General features: G+C 59.9%; 18 protein-coding genes. 16 read left to right on the top strand and 2 right to left on the bottom strand.

What is annotated here, in order from left to right:
• Window positions 1-117 precede the first annotated feature (117 nt).
• The 10 genes from ACFSKT_RS16930 to ACFSKT_RS16885 all read left to right on the top strand — a co-directional run bounded on the left by ACFSKT_RS16930 (window position 118) and on the right by ACFSKT_RS16885 (window position 12,328).
• Complete coding sequence (locus ACFSKT_RS16930; RefSeq protein ID WP_377717359.1) at window positions 118-1,767, top strand: response regulator; 1,650 nt, start codon at window positions 118-120, stop codon at window positions 1,765-1,767.
• A gap of 8 nt (window positions 1,768-1,775) precedes the next feature.
• The gene (locus tag ACFSKT_RS16925) at window positions 1,776-3,566 is read left to right on the top strand and encodes a histidine kinase (protein WP_377717274.1); all 1,791 of its coding nucleotides are present in this window, start codon (window positions 1,776-1,778) and stop codon (window positions 3,564-3,566) included.
• On the top strand, window positions 3,563-4,561 hold the full coding sequence (locus ACFSKT_RS16920; protein WP_377717272.1) for a substrate-binding domain-containing protein: 999 nt from the start codon (window positions 3,563-3,565) through the stop codon (window positions 4,559-4,561). Before ACFSKT_RS16925 ends, ACFSKT_RS16920 begins: the two co-directional genes overlap by 4 nt.
• Before the next feature lie 321 nt (window positions 4,562-4,882).
• Window positions 4,883-5,959: a galactose ABC transporter substrate-binding protein gene (locus ACFSKT_RS16915; protein WP_377717357.1), complete on the top strand. Its 1,077-nt coding sequence runs from the start codon at window positions 4,883-4,885 to the stop codon at window positions 5,957-5,959.
• Window positions 5,960-6,189: 230 nt separating this feature from the next.
• Complete coding sequence (locus ACFSKT_RS16910; protein WP_377717356.1) at window positions 6,190-7,677, top strand: sugar ABC transporter ATP-binding protein; 1,488 nt, start codon at window positions 6,190-6,192, stop codon at window positions 7,675-7,677.
• Between the two features lie 20 nt (window positions 7,678-7,697).
• Window positions 7,698-8,708, top strand: coding sequence for a galactose/methyl galactoside ABC transporter permease MglC (gene mglC / locus ACFSKT_RS16905; RefSeq protein ID WP_377717271.1), 1,011 nt, complete (start codon window positions 7,698-7,700; stop codon window positions 8,706-8,708).
• 221 nt (window positions 8,709-8,929) lie between these two features.
• On the top strand, window positions 8,930-9,538 hold the full coding sequence (locus tag ACFSKT_RS16900; protein ID WP_377717269.1) for a DedA family protein: 609 nt from the start codon (window positions 8,930-8,932) through the stop codon (window positions 9,536-9,538).
• A 111-nt stretch (window positions 9,539-9,649) separates the two neighbouring features.
• On the top strand, window positions 9,650-10,345 hold the full coding sequence (locus tag ACFSKT_RS16895) for a response regulator (RefSeq protein WP_377717268.1): 696 nt from the start codon (window positions 9,650-9,652) through the stop codon (window positions 10,343-10,345).
• Complete coding sequence (locus tag ACFSKT_RS16890) at window positions 10,338-11,747, top strand: sensor histidine kinase (protein ID WP_377717267.1); 1,410 nt, start codon at window positions 10,338-10,340, stop codon at window positions 11,745-11,747. Before ACFSKT_RS16895 ends, ACFSKT_RS16890 begins: the two co-directional genes overlap by 8 nt.
• A 113-nt stretch (window positions 11,748-11,860) precedes the next feature.
• The gene (locus tag ACFSKT_RS16885; RefSeq protein ID WP_377717265.1) at window positions 11,861-12,328 is read left to right on the top strand and encodes a hypothetical protein; all 468 of its coding nucleotides are present in this window, start codon (window positions 11,861-11,863) and stop codon (window positions 12,326-12,328) included.
• A 134-nt stretch (window positions 12,329-12,462) separates the two neighbouring features.
• Here ACFSKT_RS16885 and ACFSKT_RS16880 read toward each other — a convergent pair whose 3' ends face one another.
• On the bottom strand, window positions 12,463-13,698 hold the full coding sequence (locus tag ACFSKT_RS16880) for an aminopeptidase (protein ID WP_377717264.1): 1,236 nt from the start codon (window positions 13,696-13,698) through the stop codon (window positions 12,463-12,465).
• Window positions 13,699-13,844: 146 nt separating this feature from the next.
• Here ACFSKT_RS16880 and ACFSKT_RS16875 point away from each other — a divergent pair, with 146 nt between their 5' ends.
• A complete protein-coding gene (locus ACFSKT_RS16875; RefSeq protein ID WP_377717262.1) occupies window positions 13,845-14,492 on the top strand; it encodes an SOS response-associated peptidase in 648 nt (215 codons plus the stop codon).
• A gap of 391 nt (window positions 14,493-14,883) precedes the next feature.
• Here ACFSKT_RS16875 and ACFSKT_RS16870 read toward each other — a convergent pair whose 3' ends face one another.
• A complete protein-coding gene (locus ACFSKT_RS16870) occupies window positions 14,884-16,248 on the bottom strand; it encodes an APC family permease (RefSeq protein WP_377717260.1) in 1,365 nt (454 codons plus the stop codon).
• 286 nt (window positions 16,249-16,534) lie between these two features.
• On the opposite strand from ACFSKT_RS16870, the gene ACFSKT_RS16865 reads away from it, so the two are divergent.
• From ACFSKT_RS16865 to ACFSKT_RS16845, 5 genes are all read left to right on the top strand, one after another.
• On the top strand, window positions 16,535-17,125 hold the full coding sequence (locus ACFSKT_RS16865) for a TetR/AcrR family transcriptional regulator (RefSeq protein WP_377717259.1): 591 nt from the start codon (window positions 16,535-16,537) through the stop codon (window positions 17,123-17,125).
• 276 nt (window positions 17,126-17,401) lie between these two features.
• Window positions 17,402-18,262 carry a carbon-nitrogen hydrolase gene (locus ACFSKT_RS16860; protein ID WP_377717258.1) on the top strand — a complete coding sequence of 287 codons (861 nt, stop codon included), beginning with the start codon at window positions 17,402-17,404 and terminating at the stop codon, window positions 18,260-18,262.
• A gap of 48 nt (window positions 18,263-18,310) precedes the next feature.
• Window positions 18,311-19,687: a putrescine aminotransferase gene (locus ACFSKT_RS16855; RefSeq protein WP_377717257.1), complete on the top strand. Its 1,377-nt coding sequence runs from the start codon at window positions 18,311-18,313 to the stop codon at window positions 19,685-19,687.
• Window positions 19,688-19,708: 21 nt separating this feature from the next.
• Window positions 19,709-20,812, top strand: a complete 1,104-nt coding sequence (gene aguA, locus ACFSKT_RS16850) for an agmatine deiminase (protein ID WP_377717256.1) — start codon at window positions 19,709-19,711, stop codon at window positions 20,810-20,812.
• A gap of 107 nt (window positions 20,813-20,919) precedes the next feature.
• Complete coding sequence (locus tag ACFSKT_RS16845; RefSeq protein ID WP_377717254.1) at window positions 20,920-22,395, top strand: aldehyde dehydrogenase family protein; 1,476 nt, start codon at window positions 20,920-20,922, stop codon at window positions 22,393-22,395.
• Window positions 22,396-22,401: the final 6 nt, after the last annotated feature.

Raw genomic sequence — 22,401 nt, 5'->3', positions numbered from 1 at the left:
CCATTCGGTATAATGGGGCATGACCGAATGAGGGGAGGATGGCCGCGCGCCGTTCTTCGCTCGTTTCCGACATGGTCGTCATATAGCCGCCAACGATACAAGGAGGAACCATAGATGTTGTACAAGCTGCTGCTTGTCGATGATGAAATTGACGTTCGGGAGGGGCTGCTCCAGGAGATCGACTGGGCGGCGCACGGCTTCGAGGTCGTGGCTACCGCCGAGAACGGCCGGGAAGCGTCCGAGCTCGTCGAGCGCCTAACCCCGGACGTCGTGCTGACCGATATCAGCATGCCGTTCATGGACGGGCTCGCGCTGTCGGAGTGGATTCGGCGCGAGCATCCGAATACGCGCATCGTCCTGCTCTCGGGCTTCGACGAGTTCGAATACGCCCAGCGCGCCATCAAGCTGGAGGTCGACGAATACGTGCTTAAGCCGTTCGACGGCGCGCAGATCGCGGCGACGCTGGCTAAGGTGAAGGCCCGCATCGACGCGGAGATCGCGCGGCGCGAGGACATGGAGCTGCTGCGCGAACATTACCGGACGAGTCTGCCCGTGCTGCGGGAGACGTTCCTCGCCTCGCTGCTCTCGCGGAAGCTGCCGGGCAGCCAGATCGCGGAGAAGGCGCGCACCTACGGCCTTCAGCTGGACGGCTCCGGCTATCTCGTGTCGGTCATCAGCCTGCAGACGGGCCAGGAGTCGGCATCGGCCAAGCCGGGCGGCGGGGGAATGAGCTCGCTGCTGGCGTCGGACGACCTCGACCTGCAGCTGTTCGCGGTGCTGAATATCGCGGAGGAACTGTGGAACAAGCAGGGACTGGGCCGCGCGTTCATCCACCAGGATCATATCGTGCTGCTCTCCATCTCGGCCGAGGCAGACCATGAAGCGCTGCTGCGCGCGACGCTCGCGGTGCTGCAGGACACGATCGCGCAGATCGAGCGGTTCTTGAAGCTGCCCGTCACGGTCGGCGTCGGCGAGCCGGTCTCCGGTCTGGCCGAGCTGAAGCGCGGCTACGAGGGGGCGCTGCAGGCGCTCGATTACCGGGTGCTGGAGGGCAGCAACCGGATTATCTATATCGGCGACGTGGAGCGGCGGTTCGTGAACCGGCTCCGCTTCGACGAGCTGAAGGAGCAGGAACTCGTCCGCTCGCTGAAGCTGGGAACCGGCGACGAAGTGCGTCAGGTCGTGCACGACTTGTTCGAGGAGATTGCGCGGACGGAGACATCGTACAAGGACTATCAGGTATACGTCATCGAGCTGCTGACCGCCGTGCTGAAGGCGGCCAAGGACGCGGATGCCGACCTCGACGGGCTGTTCGGGGGCAGCGGCAAAATTTTCGCCGAGATCGAGAAGCAAGGCAGCATCGAAGCGACCCGGGAGTGGTTCGGCAATCTATGCGTGAAGCTTGCGCAGACGATCTCCAGCAGCCGCCAGCATTCGTACAAGCAGCTCGTGCAGCAGGCGATCGATTACACGCGGGCCCACTATGCGGACAGCAACATTTCCGTCAACCAAGTGTGCGGCCATTTGCACATTAGCGCGGGCTACTTTAGCAGCGTGTTCAAGAAGGAGACGAAGCTGACGTTCGTCGCCTACCTGATGAACATCCGGATGGAGGCGGCGAAGGAGCTGCTGCGCACGACCGATCTGAAGGCGTTCGAGATCGCGGAGCGGGTCGGCTTCTCCGACCCGAATTACTTCAGTTTCTGCTTCAAGAAGCAGGTCGGCATCTCGCCGAAAGAATACCGGGGCCGCTCCCAGGAGGAGTGAGGCCGCCCATGCGCAGGAGCATTCAATTTATCTTGACGGTCTCGTTCTCGCTCCTCTCCGTCGCGATTATCGCGTTGTTCGGACTTCTTCTTTACGATAAGTTCTCGCAGACGGAAGAGCAGAGCGCCATCCTCAGCACGCAGCAGATCGTCGAGCAGGTCAGCTACAATCTCGAGGATTACGTCGGCAGCATCACGGAAGTATTCCGGGTTATTGACCAGACCGTCGCCAACGCCCAAGGACGCCCGGGGGAGACGGTGGCCAGCGAGCTGAACGCAATTCTCCGCACGCGCGAAGACATCGTATCGCTGGCGCTGTTCACCGAGAGCGGGGAGCTGATTGAGAGCAACCCGAGACAGACGGTGCGGGACTCCATCACGTTGAGCGAGCAAAGCTGGTTCCGCTCGGCGGTCGACACGCCGAATCACCTCAGCTTCTCGCTGCCGCACATCCAGAATATTTATCACGGCTCGTACCGGTGGGTCGTCTCGATGAGCAAAGGCATTACGATCAAGCGGGGCGGCGTCACCCAGAACGCCGTGCTGCTCGTCGACGTCAATTTCAAGCAAATCGACGAATTGAGCCAACGCGTCAGCCTGGGCCAGAAGGGCTACGTCTACATCATCGACGACTCGGCGGGCAATATCGTGTACCATCCGCAGCAGCAATTGATCTATATCGGTCTCAAGTACGAGAACGTCGAGCAAGCGCTGAAGTACGCGTACGGCTCCTACATGGACGACTCGACCGGCGAGGACCGCCTCATCACGATCAAGACGGTCAACAACATCGGGTGGAAGGTCGTCGGCGTCTCCTACATGGACGAAGTGATGACGAGCAAGCAGGAAGTCGGGGATTACACGCTTCGCATTCTGGCGCTCGTGCTGCTGCTCGTCCTCATCATCTCGGCGTTCATGTCCGCGCGCATCTCCCGTCCGATCAAGCAGCTCGAGAAGGCGATGAAGTCGGTCGAACGGGGCGAATTCGGGACGCCCGTGCAGGTGAAGGGAGCGCTGGAGGTAGAACGATTGTCCCAGCGGTACAACATGATGATGGGGACGATCAAAGGACTGATGAACCAGATCGTGCGGGAGCAGGAGGCCAAGCGCAAGTATGAGCTCGAAGTCCTGCAGGCCCAGATCAACCCGCATTTTCTGTACAACACGCTCAACTCCGTCGTCCGCATGGTCGGCATGAGCAAGAACGAGGAGATCGTGCGCACCATCACGTCGCTCTCCAAGCTGTTCCGCATCAGCCTGAGCAAAGGGCAGGCGATCATCACCGTGCAGGAGGAGATGGAGCACGCCCGCAACTACCTGACGATTCAGGAGATTCGCTTCAAAAATAAATTCCGCTTCACCGTCGAAGCCGACGACGACGTGCTGCACGACCGGACGCTGAAGCTCATTCTGCAGCCGATCATCGAGAACGCGATCGTGCACGGCATCGAGCGGATGGTCGACGAAGGCGAGATCGAGGTACGGGCGACGGCGGCGGGGGAGCGAGTCCGCTTCACGATTCGCGACAACGGCCTTGGCATTCCGCCGGCCAAGCTGGCCGCGCTGAACGCGGGCCGGGAGATCGCGCCGGAGCCATCGCAGGCCGGCGTCGCGCAGCCGGTAAGCTCGGGATCGGGCGTCGGCGTGCATAACGTGCGCGAGCGCATCAGGCTGTATTACGGCGAAGAGTACGGACTGACGTACGAGAGCGAGCTGGAAGAGGGGACGACGGTGACGATCGAGATTCCGAGAGCAACGGACGGCGCGGACCGCGCCGCGCGAGAGGAGGAGGCCGGATGACCCGGAACGAGAAATTCGGCTACGCGCTGCTGGCGATCATCGCGGCCTTCGCCATCGCGGGCATTCTCTATTCTCTTCTTCCGACGAACGAGGCCGAGAATCGGGTCGATCTGCAAGGCGAAGCGCTCGATCAGCCGACCATCACCCTCGTCCTGCGCGAGCAGGAGAGCGACTTCTGGGAGACGGTGCGGATGGGCGCGGAAGCGGCGGCCAAGGAGTTCGGCGCGAACCTGGCCGTGACGGCGATGCCCGACAGCGACGACTCCGCGGGCCAGATCAAGCTTGTCCGCCAGGCGCTGGCGGACAAGACGCGGGCGCTCGTCGTCGCGGCCGCCGACGACGGCGAGATGGCGGGCGCCATCACCGGCGTGCGAATTCCCGTCATCGCGATCGACACCGACATTAACGCGGGGGCGGTCCGTTCCTACATCGGCATCGACAACTACGACGCGGGCAAGAAGGCGGGCGAGCGCATCATCGAGCAGCTGGGTCAGCAGGGGCATGTCGTCATCCTGAGCTCGGTGAAGGACGACCGGAACATGGAGCAGCGCATTCGCGGCATTCTGGATACGTTCAAGCAAGAGTCCTTCATCACGGTGCTGGACAACCGCTATTGCATGGCGGGCATCGAGGCTTGCGAGAGCGTGACGCGCTCCTTGATGGACGCGACGCTCGTGGACGGCATCGTCGCGCTGAACGCCGACGCCGCGATCGGCGCGGGACGGGAGCTGATCCGCCGCGGGGAACAGGACCGGGTGAAGGTCGTGGCGTTCGAGAGCGCGCACGAGGAGCTGGAGATGCTGCAGGACGGGGTGCTTGAGGCGACGATCGTCCAGAACCCGTTCAGCATGGGCTACCTCGGCGTCAAGCACGCGATGCAGGCGCTGGAGGGCGAGACGATCCCGCCGCGCGTCGATATCCATACGAAGATCATCGACCGGGAGAATATGTTCTGGATGGACAATCAGAAGATCCTATTCCCGTTCGTCAAATAAATCATTGAATATTTCACCAATTCCGACATGTTTCGACATGTCTTTTTTTATATACAAGCATTTATAAGTTTCACGTTTATAACGCATCTTGTATATCTCTGGAACGAAACTCGAATCGCCCCTAAAGGACGGCGCAGCCGTTTCGCCTTGTTAAAACAGATGAGAATTTCGATAGAAAACAGGAGAATATTGAATTCGTTTTCTTCTTTCGATCGCGCATAATAAATTCAGCAGGCGAGAGAAACACTACCAACGCAGGCACATGAACCAACGAACCATGAACGATTTTAAGGGAGGTTGTTTTTCTTGAAAAAGACAAAAATGACAGCCGTTTTGCTCGCTAGCGTACTCGCGGTAGGCGCGCTGGCAGGTTGCGGTGGAAACAACAACGAAGGCACGAACACAGGCAACACCGGCACGAACGCGGGAACGAACGCAGGCACCAACGCGGGCGGCGACAACGGCGAGCTTCCGAAAGTTGGCGTAGCGATTTACAAATTCGACGATACGTTCATGACGGGCGTTCGCAACTCGCTCAAGGACGCGGCAGCGGGCAAAGCGGAAGTCGACATCGTTGACAGCCAGAACTCCCAACCAACCCAGAACGATAAAGTAGACCTGTTCCTCAACAAAGGCTACAAAGCGCTTGCGATCAACGCGGTTGACCGTACGGCAGCAGGCGTTCTGATCGACAAAGCGAAAGCAAAAGACGTACCAATCGTGTTCCTGAACCGCGAGCCAATGGCGGACGACATGAACAAGTGGGATAAAGTGTACTACGTCGGCGCGAAAGCGGAAGAGTCCGGCACGATCTCCGGCCAACTGGTCGTCGACTACTGGAAAGCAAATCCGAAAGCCGACAAAAACGGCGACGGCAAGCTCCAATACGTCATGCTCAAAGGCGAGCCAGGACACCAAGACGCCGAGCTCCGCACGAAATTCTCGGTTAAAGCCGTAGAAGACGCAGGCATCCCGGTTGAGAAGCTTGCTGAAGATACAGCGATGTGGGATCGCGTTAAAGGCCAAGAAAAAATGGCGGCATTCCTCGCTTCCCACGGCGACAAAATCGAAGCGGTCTTCGCGAACAACGACGACATGGCGCTCGGCGCGGTCGAAGCGCTCAAAGCGGCTGGCTACTTCACGGGCGACAAATTCATGCCGGTTGTCGGCGTAGACGCAACGGCGCCTGCCATCCAAGCGCTGCAAGACGGCACGCTGCTCGGTACGGTTCTGAACGACGCGAAGAACCAAGGTAAAGCAACGCTTGAGCTGGCTGCCGTTCTGGCAAAAGGCGAAACGCCAACGAAAGAAAACACGGGCTATGACCTGACAGACGGCAAATATGTCTGGATCGCATACAAGAAAATCACGAAAGACAACATTGCCGACGCTCAATAATCCAGGTTTTACGCAGATTCAACGCGGGTGAAGCGTGCTGCGCCTCAGGGCGCAGCCGTTTCATCTAAATATAGGAATTTATAAGTTTCACGGTTATAAATCATCCTCTATTTCACCGGAACGAAACGCGCGTCGCCGCTAGAACATGGCGATGCCGTTTCGCCTTGTGTATATAGGTTTCAAGGCACAGGAGGCGTATCAAAGTGGCGAATACCCCGTTCATCCTAGAGATGAATCACATTTCCAAATCGTTCCCGGGCGTAAAAGCGCTCGACAATGTGACGCTGAAGGTGCGTCCCGGCACCGTCCACGCGCTGATGGGCGAGAATGGCGCGGGCAAATCGACGCTGATGAAGTGTTTGTTTGGCATCTACACGCCGGACGACGGCGAAATCATTTTCGACGGCCAGCCCGTCACGATCACGAATTCGAAAGACGCGCTAGAGCGCGGCATCTCCATGATCCACCAGGAGCTTCACCCCGTTCCGCACCGGAACGTCATGGATAACCTCTGGCTCGGCCGGTATCCAATGAAAGGCTTCGGCCCGTTCCGCTTCATCGACGAGCGTAAAATGCTGCAAGAAACGAAAGCGGTGCTCGCCGAACTTGAAATGAACCTTGACCCGCACGTCAAAGTCGGCTCTTTATCCGTCTCGAACGTGCAGTCCATTGAAATCGCCAAAGCCGTGTCGTACCGCGCCAAAGTCATCGTCATGGACGAGCCGACTTCCTCGCTCACGGGCAACGAGGTCGAGCAGCTGTTCAAGATCATCAACAAGCTCCGCGCGCGGGGCGTCTCGATCATTTATATTTCGCACAAAATGGAAGAAATTCTGCGCATCTCCGACGACATCACGATCATGCGCGACGGCAAGCTGATCGGCACGTGGCCGTCCTCGGAAATGACGATGGACCTCATCATCTCCCGAATGGTCGGCCGCGAACTGAAGGAGCGTTTCCCGGAGCGCACGAATGTGCCGGGCGAGACGATTCTGAAGGTCGACAAGTTGACGAGCACGCAAGACAAGTCGTTCAAGGACGTCTCCTTCGAGCTTCGCAAAGGCGAAATTCTCGGCGTCGGCGGTCTGGTCGGCTCCCAGCGGACCGAGTTGATCGAAGCGCTCTTCGGCCTTCGCGGCGTTGCGTCGGGCACGATCTCGATCAACGGCAAACAAGTCAAGATCAAGTCGCCGGTGGAAGCGATCGACCACAAAATCGCGCTGCTCACCGAGGAACGCCGCGTAACGGGGATTTTCCCGGTGCTGTCGATCAAGGAAAACACGGCCATCGCGAGTCTCAAGCAGTACCGCAACAAATTCGGGCTGCTGAGCGACCGCAAAATGCGCAAGGACGCCGCGGACAACGTGACGCGCTTCCGCACGAAGACGCCTACGATCGATACGCCGATCAAGAACCTCTCCGGGGGTAACCAGCAGAAGGTATTGCTCGCGCGTTGGCTCCTGACCAACCCGGACATTCTCATGCTGGACGAACCGACCCGGGGCATCGACGTCGGCGCCAAATACGAAATTTACATGTTCATGACCGAACTGGCGAAGCAAGGGAAAAGCATCATTATGATTTCATCCGAGATGCCCGAGCTGCTCGGCATGTCCGACCGGGTCATGGTTATGTGTGAAGGACGTATGACGGGCATCGTCAACGGGGCGACTGCCACCGAAGAAGATATTATGCGGCTTGCCGCCCAACGCGGCTGATCGAAGGAGGATTTTTGCGCATGAACGCAGCTAGAATCAAAAATTTCACATCGCAGAACGCGATCTACATCGTACTGGTCTTACTGATCGTCGGCATCGCCGTCTATGATCCGAGCTTCATCGCGATCACGACGCTTCGCGACATCCTGCTCCAATCGTCGACCCGCGCCATTATCGCGCTGGGCATGGCGTTCATTCTGATCACGGGCGGCACCGACTTGTCCGCCGGCCGCATCGTCGGTCTGACGGCGGTCATCTCGGCTTCCATGCTGCAGATGGAGACTTACGCGAACCGGTTCTTCCCGGATCTCGGCCACCTGAACATGTTCATCCCGATCATTCTGGCGATCATCGCCGGTCTGCTCGTCGGCTTGCTCAACGGCTTCATCGTCGCGAAGCTGAACGTTCCGCCGTTCATCGCGACGCTCGGCACCATGGTCGGCGTATACGGTCTGAACTCCCTGTACTTCGACTTGCCGCCGAACTCCTCGCAGCCGATCGGCGGTCTGCGCGAAGACTTCACGAAGCTCGGCACGGGCTACATCGGCGTGGACGGCACGTACTCGGTTCCGTACATCGTTATTATCGCGATCATCGTCGCGGTCATCGTCTGGGTCATCTTTAACAAAACGCAGCTGGGCAAGAACATGTACGCGATCGGCGGCAACATCCAAGCGGCGAACGTATCCGGTATCCGCGTCTCCCGCAACATCATGTACATCTACATGATCGCCGGCGCCCTCTACGGTCTGGCAGGCGTGCTCGAAGCAGCTCGCACCGGCGGCGCGACGAACAACTACGGCAACATGTACGAGCTTGACGCCATCGCGGCGTGCGTCGTCGGCGGCGTATCCACCGCTGGCGGTATCGGTACCGTACCAGGCGTTATGGCCGGCGTCGTCATCTTCGGCGTCATCAACTACGGTCTGACGTTCATCGGCATCAGCCCGTACTACCAGCTCATCATCAAAGGTCTCATCATCGTCGCGGCGGTTGCGTTCGACATCCGCAAATACGTGGCGAAGAAATAGGATTTACAAAAGCTGCTCCGCTTTGGCGGGGCGGCTTTTTTCGTTACCGTTCGCAATGCCAAGTCTCTTCCGCTGCCACCGTTACGCGATGTTTTCGCTTCCTTCCTCTTTCTTCAGGAAACCTTCAGAATTTCAACGACTCCCTGCTCAGATTTGCGTCGTATGCTTATAACAGGCGTTAAGAATCGTTATGATCATGCGATAAAGGGGAATGATCCTTCATGTTGGATATGCTTGCGCAGCTGGTCGCGCAATATGGATATGGCATCTTCTTCGTGGCGTTCGGCTTGGGGCCGATCGGCATTCCGATCCCGAACGAAGCGACGATGCTGCTGGGCGGCTCGCTGGCCGGGCAGGGGACGCTTGATCCCGGGCGGATCTATCTCTATAGCCTTGCGGGCCTCATGGCGGCGTACACCGTCGCATTCTTCGTCGGCCGGCTGTTCGGTCGTCTGCTGATGCGGAAGCTGCGGGCGAACGAGCGCTTCCGGCGACCGCTGGCCAAAGTGGATGCGCTGATCGACCGGTACGGGGCCAAAGCGCTGCTCGTCAGCTGCTTCCTGCCGGGCGTGCGCTATCTGATGCCGTTCGTCGCGGGCGCGACGGGCGTACCGTTCCGGAAGCTGGCACTGTTTGCGTACACGGGTGCGGTGGCGTGGATTTTCATTTATTTCATGCTCGGGTTTCATTGGGGCGACGAAGCCTTCGAGCTCATGGAGGGAACGGGGATGGCGAGTAAAATTTTCTTCTTGGCGAGCACGCTGCTGCTGTACGTCGCCACGCGGATCATCGTCCGCCGCCGGAAGGAGAAATCCGGCCTGGCCGGTTAGCGGCGCCGCATAGGCGGCGGGCACAGGGCAGGGAATACGGGCAGGGGCGTCGTATACGTATAACGGCATGAATCGTTGACAGACTTAATGATTGAAGGCGGCGAGAAGGCGATGAGTCAAACAAGCTTCACCGTGCTGGTGACGGACGACGATCCGGAGATCCGGGACGTCATTCATATTTATTTGCGCAACGAGGGCTATCGGGTGCTGGAGGCGGCGGATGGACTGCAGGCGCTGGAGCTGCTGCGGCAGGAGGCCGTGGACCTCGTCATTCTGGACGTGATGATGCCGGTGCTGGACGGAATTAAGACGTGCCTGCGCATTCGCGAGCAATGGGACGTGCCGGTCATCATGCTGTCCGCGAAGGGCGAGGACTTGGATAAAATCACGGGGCTGACGACGGGCGCCGACGATTACGTCACGAAGCCGTTCAACCCGCTCGAGCTGTTGGCCAGGGTGAAGGCGCAGCTGCGCCGGATGGAGCGGCTGCGTGCACGGAAGCAGGAGGAGACGCGCCTGATCATCGGCGATCTGATCGTGGATGTCGACCGCCACCGCGTAACCTCCGGCGACCGGGAGGTGGCGCTGACGCCGATCGAGTTCGGCATTCTGCAGCTGCTCGCCAGCCATCGGGGGCATGTATTCAGCGCGGACCGCATCTATCAGAGCGTGTGGAAGGAGCAGACGGGCTACTCGGACAACACGGTCATGGTGCATATCCGCAATCTCCGCGAGAAGCTCGAGCGTAATCCGAGAGAGCCGCTCTACATCAAGACGGTCTGGGGAGTGGGGTACCGCATTGAATAAACGTCCGTTCTCGCTGCGCATCCACCTTGTCGTCACCTTCGCCCTCAGCCTGCTGGTGAGCACGCTGGCCGTCATGCAGATCGACGTGCTGTTCCGCGCGGCGCACAAAGTTCCCTACACGAGCTACGAAGCGAGCATCGAGGAGATGGATAACCGCCTGGCCTGGCTGCGGGACGAGGTGCCCGGGCGCGTGAACGAATTCTCGATGCGGGCGGCGGTGGAGGAAGCCGGCGGCGGCCAATACGCGGTGTACGTCGCGGATGCGGACGGCACGGTTCGCTTCCGCTCGGAGGAAGCGAACAACAAGGATCGTCTGAACATGGAACAGCTGTACGAGCGGGCGGGCAACGCGCATGATCCGTACGAAGGCATGCCGTACGTGCAGATCGAGCCGACCACGTGGCAGGGGGAAGAGGTCGTCCTCGTCATCCAAGGCCGGCTGCACGGGAAGGACGGCTACTTCTACGTCCCGCAGAGCGGCCGCAACATGGTGCTGTTCGTCCTGTTCTTCGTCATCACCTTCTATCTGCTGAACTATCGCAAAATGCGGCGGTTCCAGCTCATCAACGCAAGCTTGGGCGAGCTGGCCAAAGGCAATCTGTCCGTGCGGCTGAACACGCGCGGCAAGGACGAGCTGGGGTTAATCGCCGGCAATATCAATGCGATGGCGGAGCAGCTGGAGCGCCAGCTTCGCCAGGAGCGGCAGACGGAGCGGGCGAAGATGGAGCTGATCACAGGCGTCTCGCACGATCTGCGCACGCCGCTGACGAGCATTATCGGCTACCTGGATCTGCTGCGGAGCCGGTCCTACCGGGACGAGGCCGAGCATGACCGGTTCGTGCAAAATACGTATAACAAGACGCTCCAGCTGAAGAAGCTGATCGATGACCTGTTCGACTACACGCGGCTGTCTTCGGGCGATATTCGGCTCGATATCCGGCGCGTGGATATGAAGGCGCTGCTCGGCCAGCTGCTGACCGAATACGAGCCGCTCGCGATCGAGCGGGGGCTGACCCTTCAGACAAGCTTGCCGGCCGAGAGCGTGCCCGCGGACGTCGATCCGGAGAAAATCGTGCGGGCGATCGATAATCTGCTCATGAACGCGCTCAAGTTCTCGGTTGTGCCGGGCGAGGTGCGCGTCATGCTGACGGCCGAGCCGAAGCGGATGCGCATCGTCGTCGAGAACGAGGGCGAGCCGATTACCGAGGAGCAGGAACGGAAGCTGTTCGAACGGTTCTACAAGGCGGACGAAGCCCGTTCGGGCGCGGCCAACCGGGAGGGGTCCGGCCTGGGCTTGTCTATTGCGAGGCAAATCGCCGCGCTGCACGGCGGGGAGATCGCGCTGACGCACCGAGCGGGGCATTTTGCGTTCGCCCTTGCGTTGAATCGCGCGCGGGATTAGCGAAAATAGAGGAATTTACGCCGCCGGCGGCGTTTTTTGCGCGGAGGCTGTTTCTTATTTGGCCGGATTGTTTTAAGCTGGAAGAAACGGACCTGAAAGCGGGGGATGAGTTAGTGTCGGATGTAAACCAAGGATATGATTTTCGCATTGTCTCCGCCGACGGCGAATCGACCATATCTTTTCTGCTGGAGAAGTACGTTCCCGGCGAGCTGCCGAGCATATCCTGCGCGATCGAGATCAAGGATCACAAATTCACGGGGCGGGGCAGCAACGTGTGGTTCACGCTGCGGGAGTTCGACTCGTTCGTCCGCAGGCTGAAGGAGGGGAACGTCGCGGCTCGAATCGAATTGACATCGAGGTTTCCCGAGGATTTCGAGATGAGCGTCGAGACGCTGCGCATACGCAAAGAACAGCTGGCGATCCGTTATTTCCTGTCGACGGGGAAATACGGGGCCAATGCCGACCGGATTGAGGTCAAGCTATCCGGCGGCTTCGAGATCGATCAGGCTTGTTATGCCGCGATGATCGAGCGGTTCGGCCGGTTGGCGTCGATGGCGAAGGTCAAGCACGGGGATATCTAGCGTGATTAACAATAAACGACATTTATAAATCGTATCCTAAAGGAACGCAGGCGTACTTGAAGCGGCCTTCAAATGAAATAGCGCCCCTGCCAAGCCAACCAGGCTCGGCAGGGGCGCTATTCGTGCTGCGGCGATTAGAACGCCCAGTTGCCGCTGCGGAAGATCGGCTCGACCGTGCCGTCTTCGGTAATGCCGTCGATGTCCATCTCGGCCGAACCGACCATGAAATCGACGTGCGTGATGCTGTTGTTGACGCCGTACTCGGCCAGCTCCTCGCGGCTCATTTGCTTGCCGCCCTGGAGGTTGAACGCGTAGCCGCTGCCGATGGCGAAGTGGTTCGAGGCATTCTCGTCGAACAGCGTGTTGTAGAACAGGATGTTCGATTGCGAGATCGGCGACTGGTGCGGCACGAGCGCGACTTCGCCAAGATAATGCGAGCCTTCGTCCGTATCGACGAGCTGCTGCAGAATCTCTTGGCCTTGACGGGCTTCGACCTTCACGATGCGGCCTTTCTCGAACGTCAGCTTGAAGCCGTCGATAATGTTGCCCGCGTAGCTGAGCGGCTTCGTGCTGGAGACGTAGCCCTCCGTGCCGTCCTTGAACGGCACCGTGAACACTTCCTCGGTCGGCATGTTCGCCATGAACGCGTTGCCCTTTGGATCGGTGCTGCTCGCCCCAAGCCACAGATGCTTCTCCGGCAGCTCGACCGTCAGATCGGTGCCCGGCGCGCGGTAATGGAGCTTCTTGTAGCGTTTCGCATTCAGGTAATCCGCTTTCTGATGCAGGTTGTCGTTATGCGCCGCCCAAGCCGCCACCGGATCTTCGGCGTGCAGACGCACGGAGGAGAAGATCGCGTCCCACAGCTGGTCGACCGCTTCGTCCGGCGAGCCGGCGTTCGGGAACACTTTGACCGCCCAGTCTTTGTTGGCGGCCGCGACGACCGTCCAAGGCACTTTGTCCGATTGCACCGCTTGACGGTAGCCCGCGAGCGCCGTACCGGACGCCTTCTGGAAGTTCGCGATGCGCTGCGGGTCGATGCCCTTCAGCAGGTCCGGGTTGGAGGAGACGATGGCGATGAACGCCGCGCCGCTCTCGACGAACGACATCCGCTTGTCTTTCTCCCAGTCGGGGAATACGGTGAACACGTCGTCCGCCGCTTTCTCGTATTTCAGGCGCGAGAGCGTATCGTCCGTCCAGTCGATGTGCACGTTGCGCGCGCCAGCCTCATATGCCGAAGCAGCCACGAGACGCGCCAGCGGCGCCATCTCGATCGTCGTCGTGACGAATACGTCCTGCCCTTGCTGCACGTTCACGCCGGTTCTGACGATCAGCTCGGCGTACTTCGCCATGTTTTGTTCCGATACAGCCATTATTAAGCGCTCCCTTCAAATATGGGTATGTAAAGTAAGTACCTTTACTAGTATACCGTTATTTAGGCATATTCGCACATGAATGAGAATTGTTTGGTAAATAATAACCAAATCAACCAAAACCATCAAAGCGAGGAGTACTAAGGATGTGCGAAGCGATTGCCATAACGGCCGAACGAGCGGAACTCGAGCAGCGATACCAGATTGAAAAGGTACTCACCTATAATGCGAACCGTCTGCAAATTAGTCCGACCGAGACGGTATCCGCCATCTTCGACCACCCGTATCAAGGGCGCCTGCTGGATGATTTCCGCTGGGGGCTGCTGCCGTATTGGGCCAAGGATTCCGTGCTGATGGAGACGCGCACGATGCTGTGGAAGCCGATCTTCGACCGCATCCTCAAGAAGCAGCGCTGCATCGTGCCGTGCACCGGCTTCTATGTGACCAAGACCGAGGGCAAGGAGACCGTTCGCGCCAAAATGACGATGCGCAGCGGGTCTTTCGCCATTGCCGGTCTGTATGACGTCTTCCGCTCGAACTCCGGCGAGGAGCTGCGCACATGCACGCTGATGACGACGCAGGCGAACGGTCTCGTATCCCCTTATCAACGGACGATGCCGGCGATTCTCGAAGAGGAACACATCGAACAATGGCTGGCCGGCAAATTCGCCGACCCGTTCGAGCTGCATACGATGCTCAAGCCGATGGACGCGCTGCGGATGGCGGAGATCGAAATCGAGACGACGATCGAAGGTAAAGTCCCGTTCGAGCTGCGGCGGCCGAAAATGGTGTAGGCGCGAACGAAGTCAACGGCAATCGGACGTGCCGCGAGGCAGCTGTTCTCCTCGTTCCGTCCGTAATACTTCGCCTATTGCCGTGGGCCGCCGATCGCTAGCGCTTGCATGCAAAACCCTCCCGTTTCGTAGCAAACGGGAGGTTGTTGGCGTGTGCCGGCAAGCGACGGCCTGGCAGCCGCGCACACATGGATGGCGAACAACCAGCGGGGGAGACAAACAGGGGAAACGCCATGTTCGTGCGCAATAAAATGAATGACGTTCATTCACTTTGTTCCGTGCCGACCGACATAATGAATGACTATCATTCATAGTCTGTGCTATGGACGGCTGCGCCGAACCGACGGAAACGAGGAAGTTACGCCTTTCGCCCATGTCATGACAATGGGCTTTACATGGATTCGTCGATTTTCGCCGAACCGGACAAATTCAAGTCGGCCGGCAGGATGCGGAATCCTTTGGTCGAGTAAATCAGGCAAATGAACCCGACGACGGCCCAGCTGATGCCGAGATAGATGGAGTGCATATCCAGGTTGACCCACAGGACGATCATGGACGCGGCTCCGATAATCGGAATGATCAGATAGGAGAGCACTTCCTTGGCGCCGCGGATCATTCGGCGGCGGACGACATAATGGGCGATGACCGACAGATTCACGAACGTGAACGCGGTTAACGCACCGAAATTGATGAACGACGTGGCCGTATCCAGACTGAAGAAGACGGCGGTTAGCGACACGGCGCCCACGAACAGCGTGTTGAATACCGGCGTGTGGGTGCGTGGAGAGAGATGACGGAACCAGCGGGTCGGCAGCATCCGGTCGCGGCCCATGGCGTACATCAGACGGGATACGCTCGCCTGCGAGGAGATCGCCGATGCGATCGTGCCGGCGAATCCGGCGGTCAGGAAAATCGCTTTGAAGACGACGCCGCCCAAATAAACCGCCATTTCCGGCGTGGATGCCTCGGGATCGTTGAAATCCGATACGTTCGGAAACAACGCCTGCGCGAAATAGGAGGCGACGATGAACATGAATCCGCCGACGAGCGCGGTCAGGAAGAGGGCGCGCGGTATCGTCCGCGTCGGGTTGCTCGTCTCTTCGGCGAAGCCCGCGACGGCGTCGAAGCCTAAGTACGAGAAGCACAGCAGCGTCGCGCCGGAGATGAGCGTCGAGGTTTCGATATCGCCGGAGACGAACGCGTCCGGATACCACAGCGAACCGACGCCTTTGCCGCTCAGCAAGGCCCAGACGGAGATGCCGACGAACACGATCACCATGCCGATCTGGAACAGCACGAGATAGCTGTTCATATTGGCGGTCCCCTTGACGGAGAGCAGATTAATGGCGGTGACGAGCACGACGAAGATGACGACGAAAATCCAGGATGGCGCGTTCGGGAACCAAGATGTCATGTAGATTTGGGCGATGAGCGCGTTGACCATCGGGAGGAACATGTAATCCATCAGCGCGAGCCAGCCGACCATGAAGCCCAGGTTCGGGTGGAACGCCTTCTGGGTATACGTGTAGGCCGATCCGGCGTTCGGGAAGGCTTTGATCATGAAGGCGTAGCTCCCAGCCGTGAACAGCAGCGCGACCAGCGCGATGACGTACGAGGCCGGGACGTGTCCGCCCGTCTCTTCCGACGCGATGCCGAACGTGTCGAATACAACCATCGGGGTCATGAAACCGAGGCCCAGAAGAATGAGCTGCCACATGCTAAGCGAGCGTTTGAGTGTCGTTGTCTCTCCGTGCATACCATGCCTCCTTGTCTGCCGAGCGCAGACGTTAATATGATTTTGTAAGCGGTACCCGTCATAATTCCTTCCGCGAAGAAGGATGAAATCACTCCCTAACCACATATTGGCTTTATGCGACCTAGTATACAACGCTCATTTTTCATCTTTCAAGCGGAATTTTAGGATTGGGTGTCACATAAGGTGACATGTAGGGCGAAAATAAGGGTTGCGCCGTTTTCGAGGCTGCGCTATGATAAAACTCACAAGCAAAAATGAATGATAGTCAGTCATTGGAGGGCGATTCGTGTCAGCGACTACCGTAAACGACAAGTATAATGCCATTTTGCAGGCGGCGATCGAGATTATTTCGGAGAAGGGACTGTACAGCACGTCCATCTCGGATATCGTCAAGAAAGCCGGCGTCGCGCAGGGGACGTTCTATCTGTATTTCCGGTCCAAGAACGCGCTCATCCCGGCCATCGCCCAGAACCTGATCTCGATCACGCTCGAGAAGAGCAAGGAGAAGACGAAGGACCGCGCGAACTTCATGGAGTTCCTGCAGACGTTCATCGACGAGATCTACAACATCACCGACGAGTACAAGGACGTCATCGTGCTGGTGTATTCGGGCCTTGCGATCGATCACTCGATGGAAATTTGGGAGACGATCTACAAGCCGTATTACGAATGGTTCGAGGACGAGCTGAAGCGGGCGATCGGCAATGGCGAAATCATCGGCGAGCTCAACGTCGGCTGGACGGCCAAAATGATCGTCAACATGGTCGAGAACGCCGCGGAGCGGTTCTTCATCGGCCGCGACCAGGACATTACGCGCGAGGAATCCCAGCACGAGGTATTCCAGTTCCTGAAGCGTTCGATGGCGCCGGCGAAGTAGCGGGAGCTGCCCGTTCCCCGGAATGGCCGCGGCGTACCTCGGCGGACATGGCCGCCATGGCGGACCGTCGCAGCACGCGCCGGACATCCGATTGACGCCGAGGGCGCCCAAGTAACCGCGGTGTCGGAAGGCAAGGTGCGGAGCTTCCGGCGTGGTGGAACCGTTGTCGCAGCAGCCATTGATTACGCCATTTGTCCGCATGAACGGCCTTTAAGGCCGTCATTTATTCCAAAATGACTGACGTTCATTCAATTTATATAAAAGGAGCTGCTGCCGATGCATCAATCCGATGTGACCCTCGCCCTCATCCAACTTTCCTGCGACCCCGACGCCGCCCTCAACGTCCGGCGCACGATCGCGCATATCGAGGAGGCTGCGGCCAAAGGCGCGCAAATCATCTGTCTCCAGGAGCTGTTCGCGAATCCTTACGTCGCGCAGCGCGTCACCCCGCGCGGCTACGAGCTGGCGGAATCGCCGGACAGCGACGTGCTGCGAACGATGGGCGAGCTGGCCGGCAAGCTCGGCGTCGTGCTCATCGTGCCGTATTACGAGAAGGCCGGCCGGGGCCTCTATTACAACAGCGCCGCCGTCTACGACGCGGACGGCGCCTGCCTCGGGACGACGCGCAAAAACCATATTCCCGACGGGCCGCAGTACCACGAAAAGTATTATTTTATCCCCGGCAACACCGGCTACCCGGTCTACAAGACGGCGTTCGGCACGATCGGCATCGGCATCTGCTGGGACGAATGGTTCCCGGAGACGGCCCGCATTCTGGCGCTGCAAGGCGCGGAGATTCTGTTCTTTCCTTCGGCCATCGGCTCCGAGCCGGATCATCCCGAGCTGTCGACGCGGCGGACATGGGAGAAGGCGATCTCTGCGCACGGCATCCACAACGGCGTGTTCATCGCCGCGGTCAACCGCGTCGGCCGCGAGGACGACATGACGTTCTACGGCGGCTCGTTCGTCAGCAGCCCGATGGGCGATATCGTGCAATCGCTGGACGACGAGGAAGGCATCCTCATCCAGAAGGTCGAGCTCGGCGAAATCGATTTTGCCCGCAACCTGCTGCAGTTCATGCGCGACCGCCGGCCGGAGACGTACGGCATGCTGATGACGCGCGATTCGCGGAGCTAAGGCATTTTACCATTTTCCCCCGGATAACAAACTCAAGGAGGCAATCATATGGCTATCGATCATACGAAAGTAACGGAACAGCGCGGCGGCGAGGAAGAGACGAAATCGTATATCAAGAAAGTGCTGGGCTTGATCGCGAAGAAGGAAGTGACCCCGGAAGAGGCGGCGTGGATTACGAAGGAGACCGTCGACGGCTTCCGCGAGAACGTGAACCCGGGCTTCCTCGAATACCGCAAGACGGTGACGCAAGGCGGACAATTCGCGGCGGTCGAGTGGTCGGACGAAGGCTCCTGCTTCAAGGACGTCAGCGGCAAGGAGTACATCGATTGTCTCGGCGGTTTCGGCATCTATAACGTCGGCCACCGGCATCCGAAGGTCGTGGCCGCGGTCGAGAACCAGCTGAAGCGCCAGGCGCTGCACAGCCAGGACCTGCTCGATCCGCTGCGCGCCATGCTCGCCAAGATTCTCGAGCGCATTACGCCGGGCGACCTGAAATATTCGTTCTTCACGAACAGCGGCACGGAGAGCGTCGAGGCGGCATTGAAGCTGGTCAAAATGTACAGCGAGCGCACGACGATCATCTCCACGACGCGCGCCTTCCACGGCAAGAGCTTGGGTTCGCTCTCCGGCACGGCCAAAGGCATGTTCCGCAAGCCGTTCCTGCCGCTCATCCCGGGCTTCCGCCACATCCCGTTCGGCGACATCGAGATGATGCGCAAGACGTTCGAGACGTGCGCCATGGTCGGCGAAGACGTCGCGGCCGTGCTGCTCGAGCCGGTGCAAGGAGAAGGCGGCATTATTCTTCCCCCGCCGAACTATCTTCGCGAGGTGCGCGAGCTGTGCGATGAGTACGGGGCGCTGCTTGTGTTCGATGAAGTGCAGACGGGCATGGGCCGCACGGGCCGCATGTTCGCTTCGGAAGTGTACGGCGTGACGCCGGACATTCTCTGTCTGGCCAAAGCGTTCGGCGGCGGCGTCATGCCGGCCGGCGCGGTCGTCGCCAACGAGCGCGTGTTCAAGAGCTTCTTCCCGAACCCGTTCATGCACACGACGACGTTCGGCGGCAACCCGCTCGCCTGCGCGGCGGCGATCGCGACGATCGACGTGCTGTTGGAAGAGAATCTGCCGGCGCGCGCGGACGAAGTCGGCCGCTACTTCCTGAACGGCCTGCGCGAAGCGGCCGTGGGTCAGGAAGACAAGGTGATGGAAATTCGCGGCATCGGCCTTATGATCGGCATCGAGTTTCATCGCGACGAGGTCGGCTACGAGGTGTCGAAGGGGATGTTCGACGAGGGCATTCTCGTGGCGGGCACGCTCATCAATTCCAAGACGATCCGGATCGAGCCGCCGCTCACGATCGCCATGGACGAAGTCGACCGCGTCATCGCGACGTTCCGCAAGGTGCTCGCGCAAACGCAAGCTTAATTTTCTCCGAGGTGAAGCCGCATGCCAAGAACGATCAACAGCACACCCAGACAGGACGGCTACCGGATGCCGGCCGAATATGAATCCCATCGCGGCACTTGGATGCTGTGGCCGACGAGAACCGATACATGGCGCCTCGGCGCCAAGCCGGCGCAGGACGCGTTCGTGGAGGTGGCACTGGCCATCTCCAAGTTCGAGCCCGTGACGGTCGGCGTCGGCTCCTCGCAGTATGAGCATGTGCGGGCCATTTTCCCCGATCCGATCCGCGTCGTGGAGATGTCCTCCAACGACGCATGGATGCGCGACGTCGGCCCGACGTTCGTGAAGAACGACGCCGGCGACGTGCGGGGCGTCGACTGGGGCTTCAACGCCTGGGGCGGCCTGCAGGGCGGCCTATACTTCCCGTGGGATCAAGATATGCTCGTGAAACAGAAGGTATTGGAGCTGGAATACAAGGACCGTTACGACGCCCAGCATTTCATTCTCGAAGGCGGCGCCATTCACGTCGACGGGGAAGGGACGCTGCTGACGACCGAGCAATGCCTGCTCAACCCGAACCGCAACCCCGACATGACGAGGGAACAGGTGGAAGAGCTGCTGCGGGAATACCTGAACATCGAGAAGATCATCTGGATCAAGGACGGCATGCTGTTCGACGAGACGGACGGCCATATCGACGAGGTCGCCGCGTTCATCCGCCCGGGCGTCGTGGCGATGAGCTGGACCGACGATCCCGCCGATCCGCAGTACGAGGTGCTGCAGGCGGCGTACAAGACGCTGAGCGAAGCGGTTGACGCGCGCGGGCGAAAGCTGGACATTCACCGCATCCACATTCCGTCGCCGCTCACGATCTCGGACGAGGAGGCGCGCCGGATCGATCGGGCTCGCCGCAGCTACAGCCGGGCGACGGGGACGTGCTTCGCCGCGACGTACGTGAATTTCTATATTTGCAACGGCGGCGTCGTGATCCCGGCGTTCGACGATCCGCGCGACGGCGAGGCGCTCGCGCAAATCCGGGCGCTGTTCCCGGACCGCGAGGTCGTGCAGGTGAATACGCGCGAAATCGCCCTCGGGGGCGGCAATATCCACTGCATTACGCAGCAGCAGCCGATGGGCGGCAAGTAGCCGGCCCGGAGGAAGGGCGAGCGTGTTGCGCGCCGTGCCTTACTAGCCGCTTCCTTCGCGAGAAGAGGGCGGTCATCACCAAACCATGGGAGCAGGAGGAGCCAACTATGAGCGAACAACTGCAAATGTATATCGACGGCCAGTGGGTGGACGCCTTGTCGGGCGAAACCCGGGAGATCGTCAATCCGGCCAGCGGCGCGGTCATCGCCGCGGCGGCCGAAGGGAACGCGGACGACGCGCGACGCGCGATCGCGGCGGCGCGATCCGCCTTCGACGAGGGCGAGTGGAGCACGACGCCGGCGGCGGAAAGGGCGCGTCTCCTCTTCGAGCTGGCCCGGCTGCTGGAAGCGGAGAAGGACGAATTCGCGCGGCTCGAGGTGCTCGACAGCGGCAAGCCGCTGCGCGAAGCGCAGGGCGACGTGAACGACGCGGTGGCCTGCTTCCGTTACTACGCGGGACATGCGACGAAGCCGCACGGCCAGACGTACGAGGTTGCCGATCCGATGCAGGCGATCGTCGTGCGCGAGCCGATCGGCGTCTGCGGCCAGATCGTGCCGTGGAACTATCCGCTGCTCATGGCCGCGTGGAAGCTGGCGCCGGCGCTGGCGGCCGGCAACACCGTCGTCTTCAAGCCGGCGGAGATCACTCCGGCGACGGCCGTGAAGCTGTTCGGTCTCATCGAGCGCGCGGGCTTCCCGGCGGGCGTGGCGAATCTCGTGCTGGGCGCGGGCGCGACGGTCGGCCATGAACTGGCGGAGAGCGATCAGGTCGACAAAATCGCCTTCACCGGCGGGACGGCGACCGGCCGCAGCATCATGCGGGCCGCCGCGGGCAACATGAAGAAAATTTCGCTCGAGCTCGGCGGCAAATCGCCGAACATCGTGTTCGCCGACGCGGATTTCGAGACGGCGGTCGAATACGCGATGTTCGCGATTTTCGCGGGGCAAGGCCAGATCTGCGCGGCGGGCTCGCGACTGCTGCTCGAGGAGAGCATCTACGACCGGTTCATGGAACGGCTGACGGAGCGGACGAAGGCGATCGTCGTCGGCGAGGGACTTGCCGACGACACCGAGATGGGCCCGCTCGTCTCCGAGGCGCATCTTCGCAAGGTGCTGGACTACGTGGAGATCGGCAAGGCGGAAGGCGCGCGTCTCGTGTGCGGCGGCAACCGGCTGACGGAAGGCAAGTACGCGGGCGGCTTTTTCATGGAGCCGACGATATTCGCGGATACGACGCCGGATATGCGCATCGTGCGGGAAGAGATTTTCGGACCGGTGCTCGTCGTGCAGACGTTCAAGGACGAGGCGGAAGCGATCCGTTTGGCGAACGACTCCATCTACGGTCTGGCGGGGGCGGTGTTCACGAACAATGGCGCGAAGGCGCAGCGGGTCGCCCGCAAGCTCCGCGCCGGCATCACGTGGATCAATACGTATCACCCGACTTATAACGAAGCGCCATGGGGCGGCTACAAGCAGAGCGGCATCGGCCGCGAGCTCGGCACCTTCGGCTATGAAGCCTATACGGAAGTAAAGCAGATCAATACGAACCTACAGGTCGAGCCGCTCGGCTGGTACCGCGGGTAAGGAGTA

Origin of the sequence: Paenibacillus xanthanilyticus (genome assembly GCF_042682185.1) — a bacterium.
GTDB lineage: Bacteria > Bacillota > Bacilli > Paenibacillales > Paenibacillaceae > Paenibacillus_Z > Paenibacillus_Z xanthanilyticus.
Note: the sequence above shows the minus strand (reverse complement) of the source record. Positions and strands in the feature narration are given on the sequence as shown.

Excerpts from the sequence above, each read along its gene's own strand:
- ACFSKT_RS16925 (WP_377717274.1), top strand. The coding sequence starts at position 1,776 with ATGCGCAGGAGCATTCAATTTATCTTGACGGTCTCGTTCTCGCTCCTC.
- ACFSKT_RS16920 (WP_377717272.1), top strand. The coding sequence starts at position 3,563 with ATGACCCGGAACGAGAAATTCGGCTACGCGCTGCTGGCGATCATCGCG.
- ACFSKT_RS16915 (WP_377717357.1), top strand. The coding sequence starts at position 4,883 with ATGACAGCCGTTTTGCTCGCTAGCGTACTCGCGGTAGGCGCGCTGGCA.
- ACFSKT_RS16910 (WP_377717356.1), top strand. The coding sequence starts at position 6,190 with ATGAATCACATTTCCAAATCGTTCCCGGGCGTAAAAGCGCTCGACAAT.
- mglC (WP_377717271.1), top strand. The coding sequence starts at position 7,698 with ATGAACGCAGCTAGAATCAAAAATTTCACATCGCAGAACGCGATCTAC.
- ACFSKT_RS16900 (WP_377717269.1), top strand. The coding sequence starts at position 8,930 with ATGTTGGATATGCTTGCGCAGCTGGTCGCGCAATATGGATATGGCATC.
- ACFSKT_RS16895 (WP_377717268.1), top strand. The coding sequence starts at position 9,650 with ATGAGTCAAACAAGCTTCACCGTGCTGGTGACGGACGACGATCCGGAG.
- ACFSKT_RS16880 (WP_377717264.1), bottom strand. The coding sequence starts at position 13,698 with ATGGCTGTATCGGAACAAAACATGGCGAAGTACGCCGAGCTGATCGTC.
- ACFSKT_RS16875 (WP_377717262.1), top strand. The coding sequence starts at position 13,845 with ATGTGCGAAGCGATTGCCATAACGGCCGAACGAGCGGAACTCGAGCAG.
- ACFSKT_RS16870 (WP_377717260.1), bottom strand. The coding sequence starts at position 16,248 with ATGCACGGAGAGACAACGACACTCAAACGCTCGCTTAGCATGTGGCAG.
- ACFSKT_RS16860 (WP_377717258.1), top strand. The coding sequence starts at position 17,402 with ATGCATCAATCCGATGTGACCCTCGCCCTCATCCAACTTTCCTGCGAC.
- ACFSKT_RS16855 (WP_377717257.1), top strand. The coding sequence starts at position 18,311 with ATGGCTATCGATCATACGAAAGTAACGGAACAGCGCGGCGGCGAGGAA.
- aguA (WP_377717256.1), top strand. The coding sequence starts at position 19,709 with ATGCCAAGAACGATCAACAGCACACCCAGACAGGACGGCTACCGGATG.
- ACFSKT_RS16845 (WP_377717254.1), top strand. The coding sequence starts at position 20,920 with ATGAGCGAACAACTGCAAATGTATATCGACGGCCAGTGGGTGGACGCC.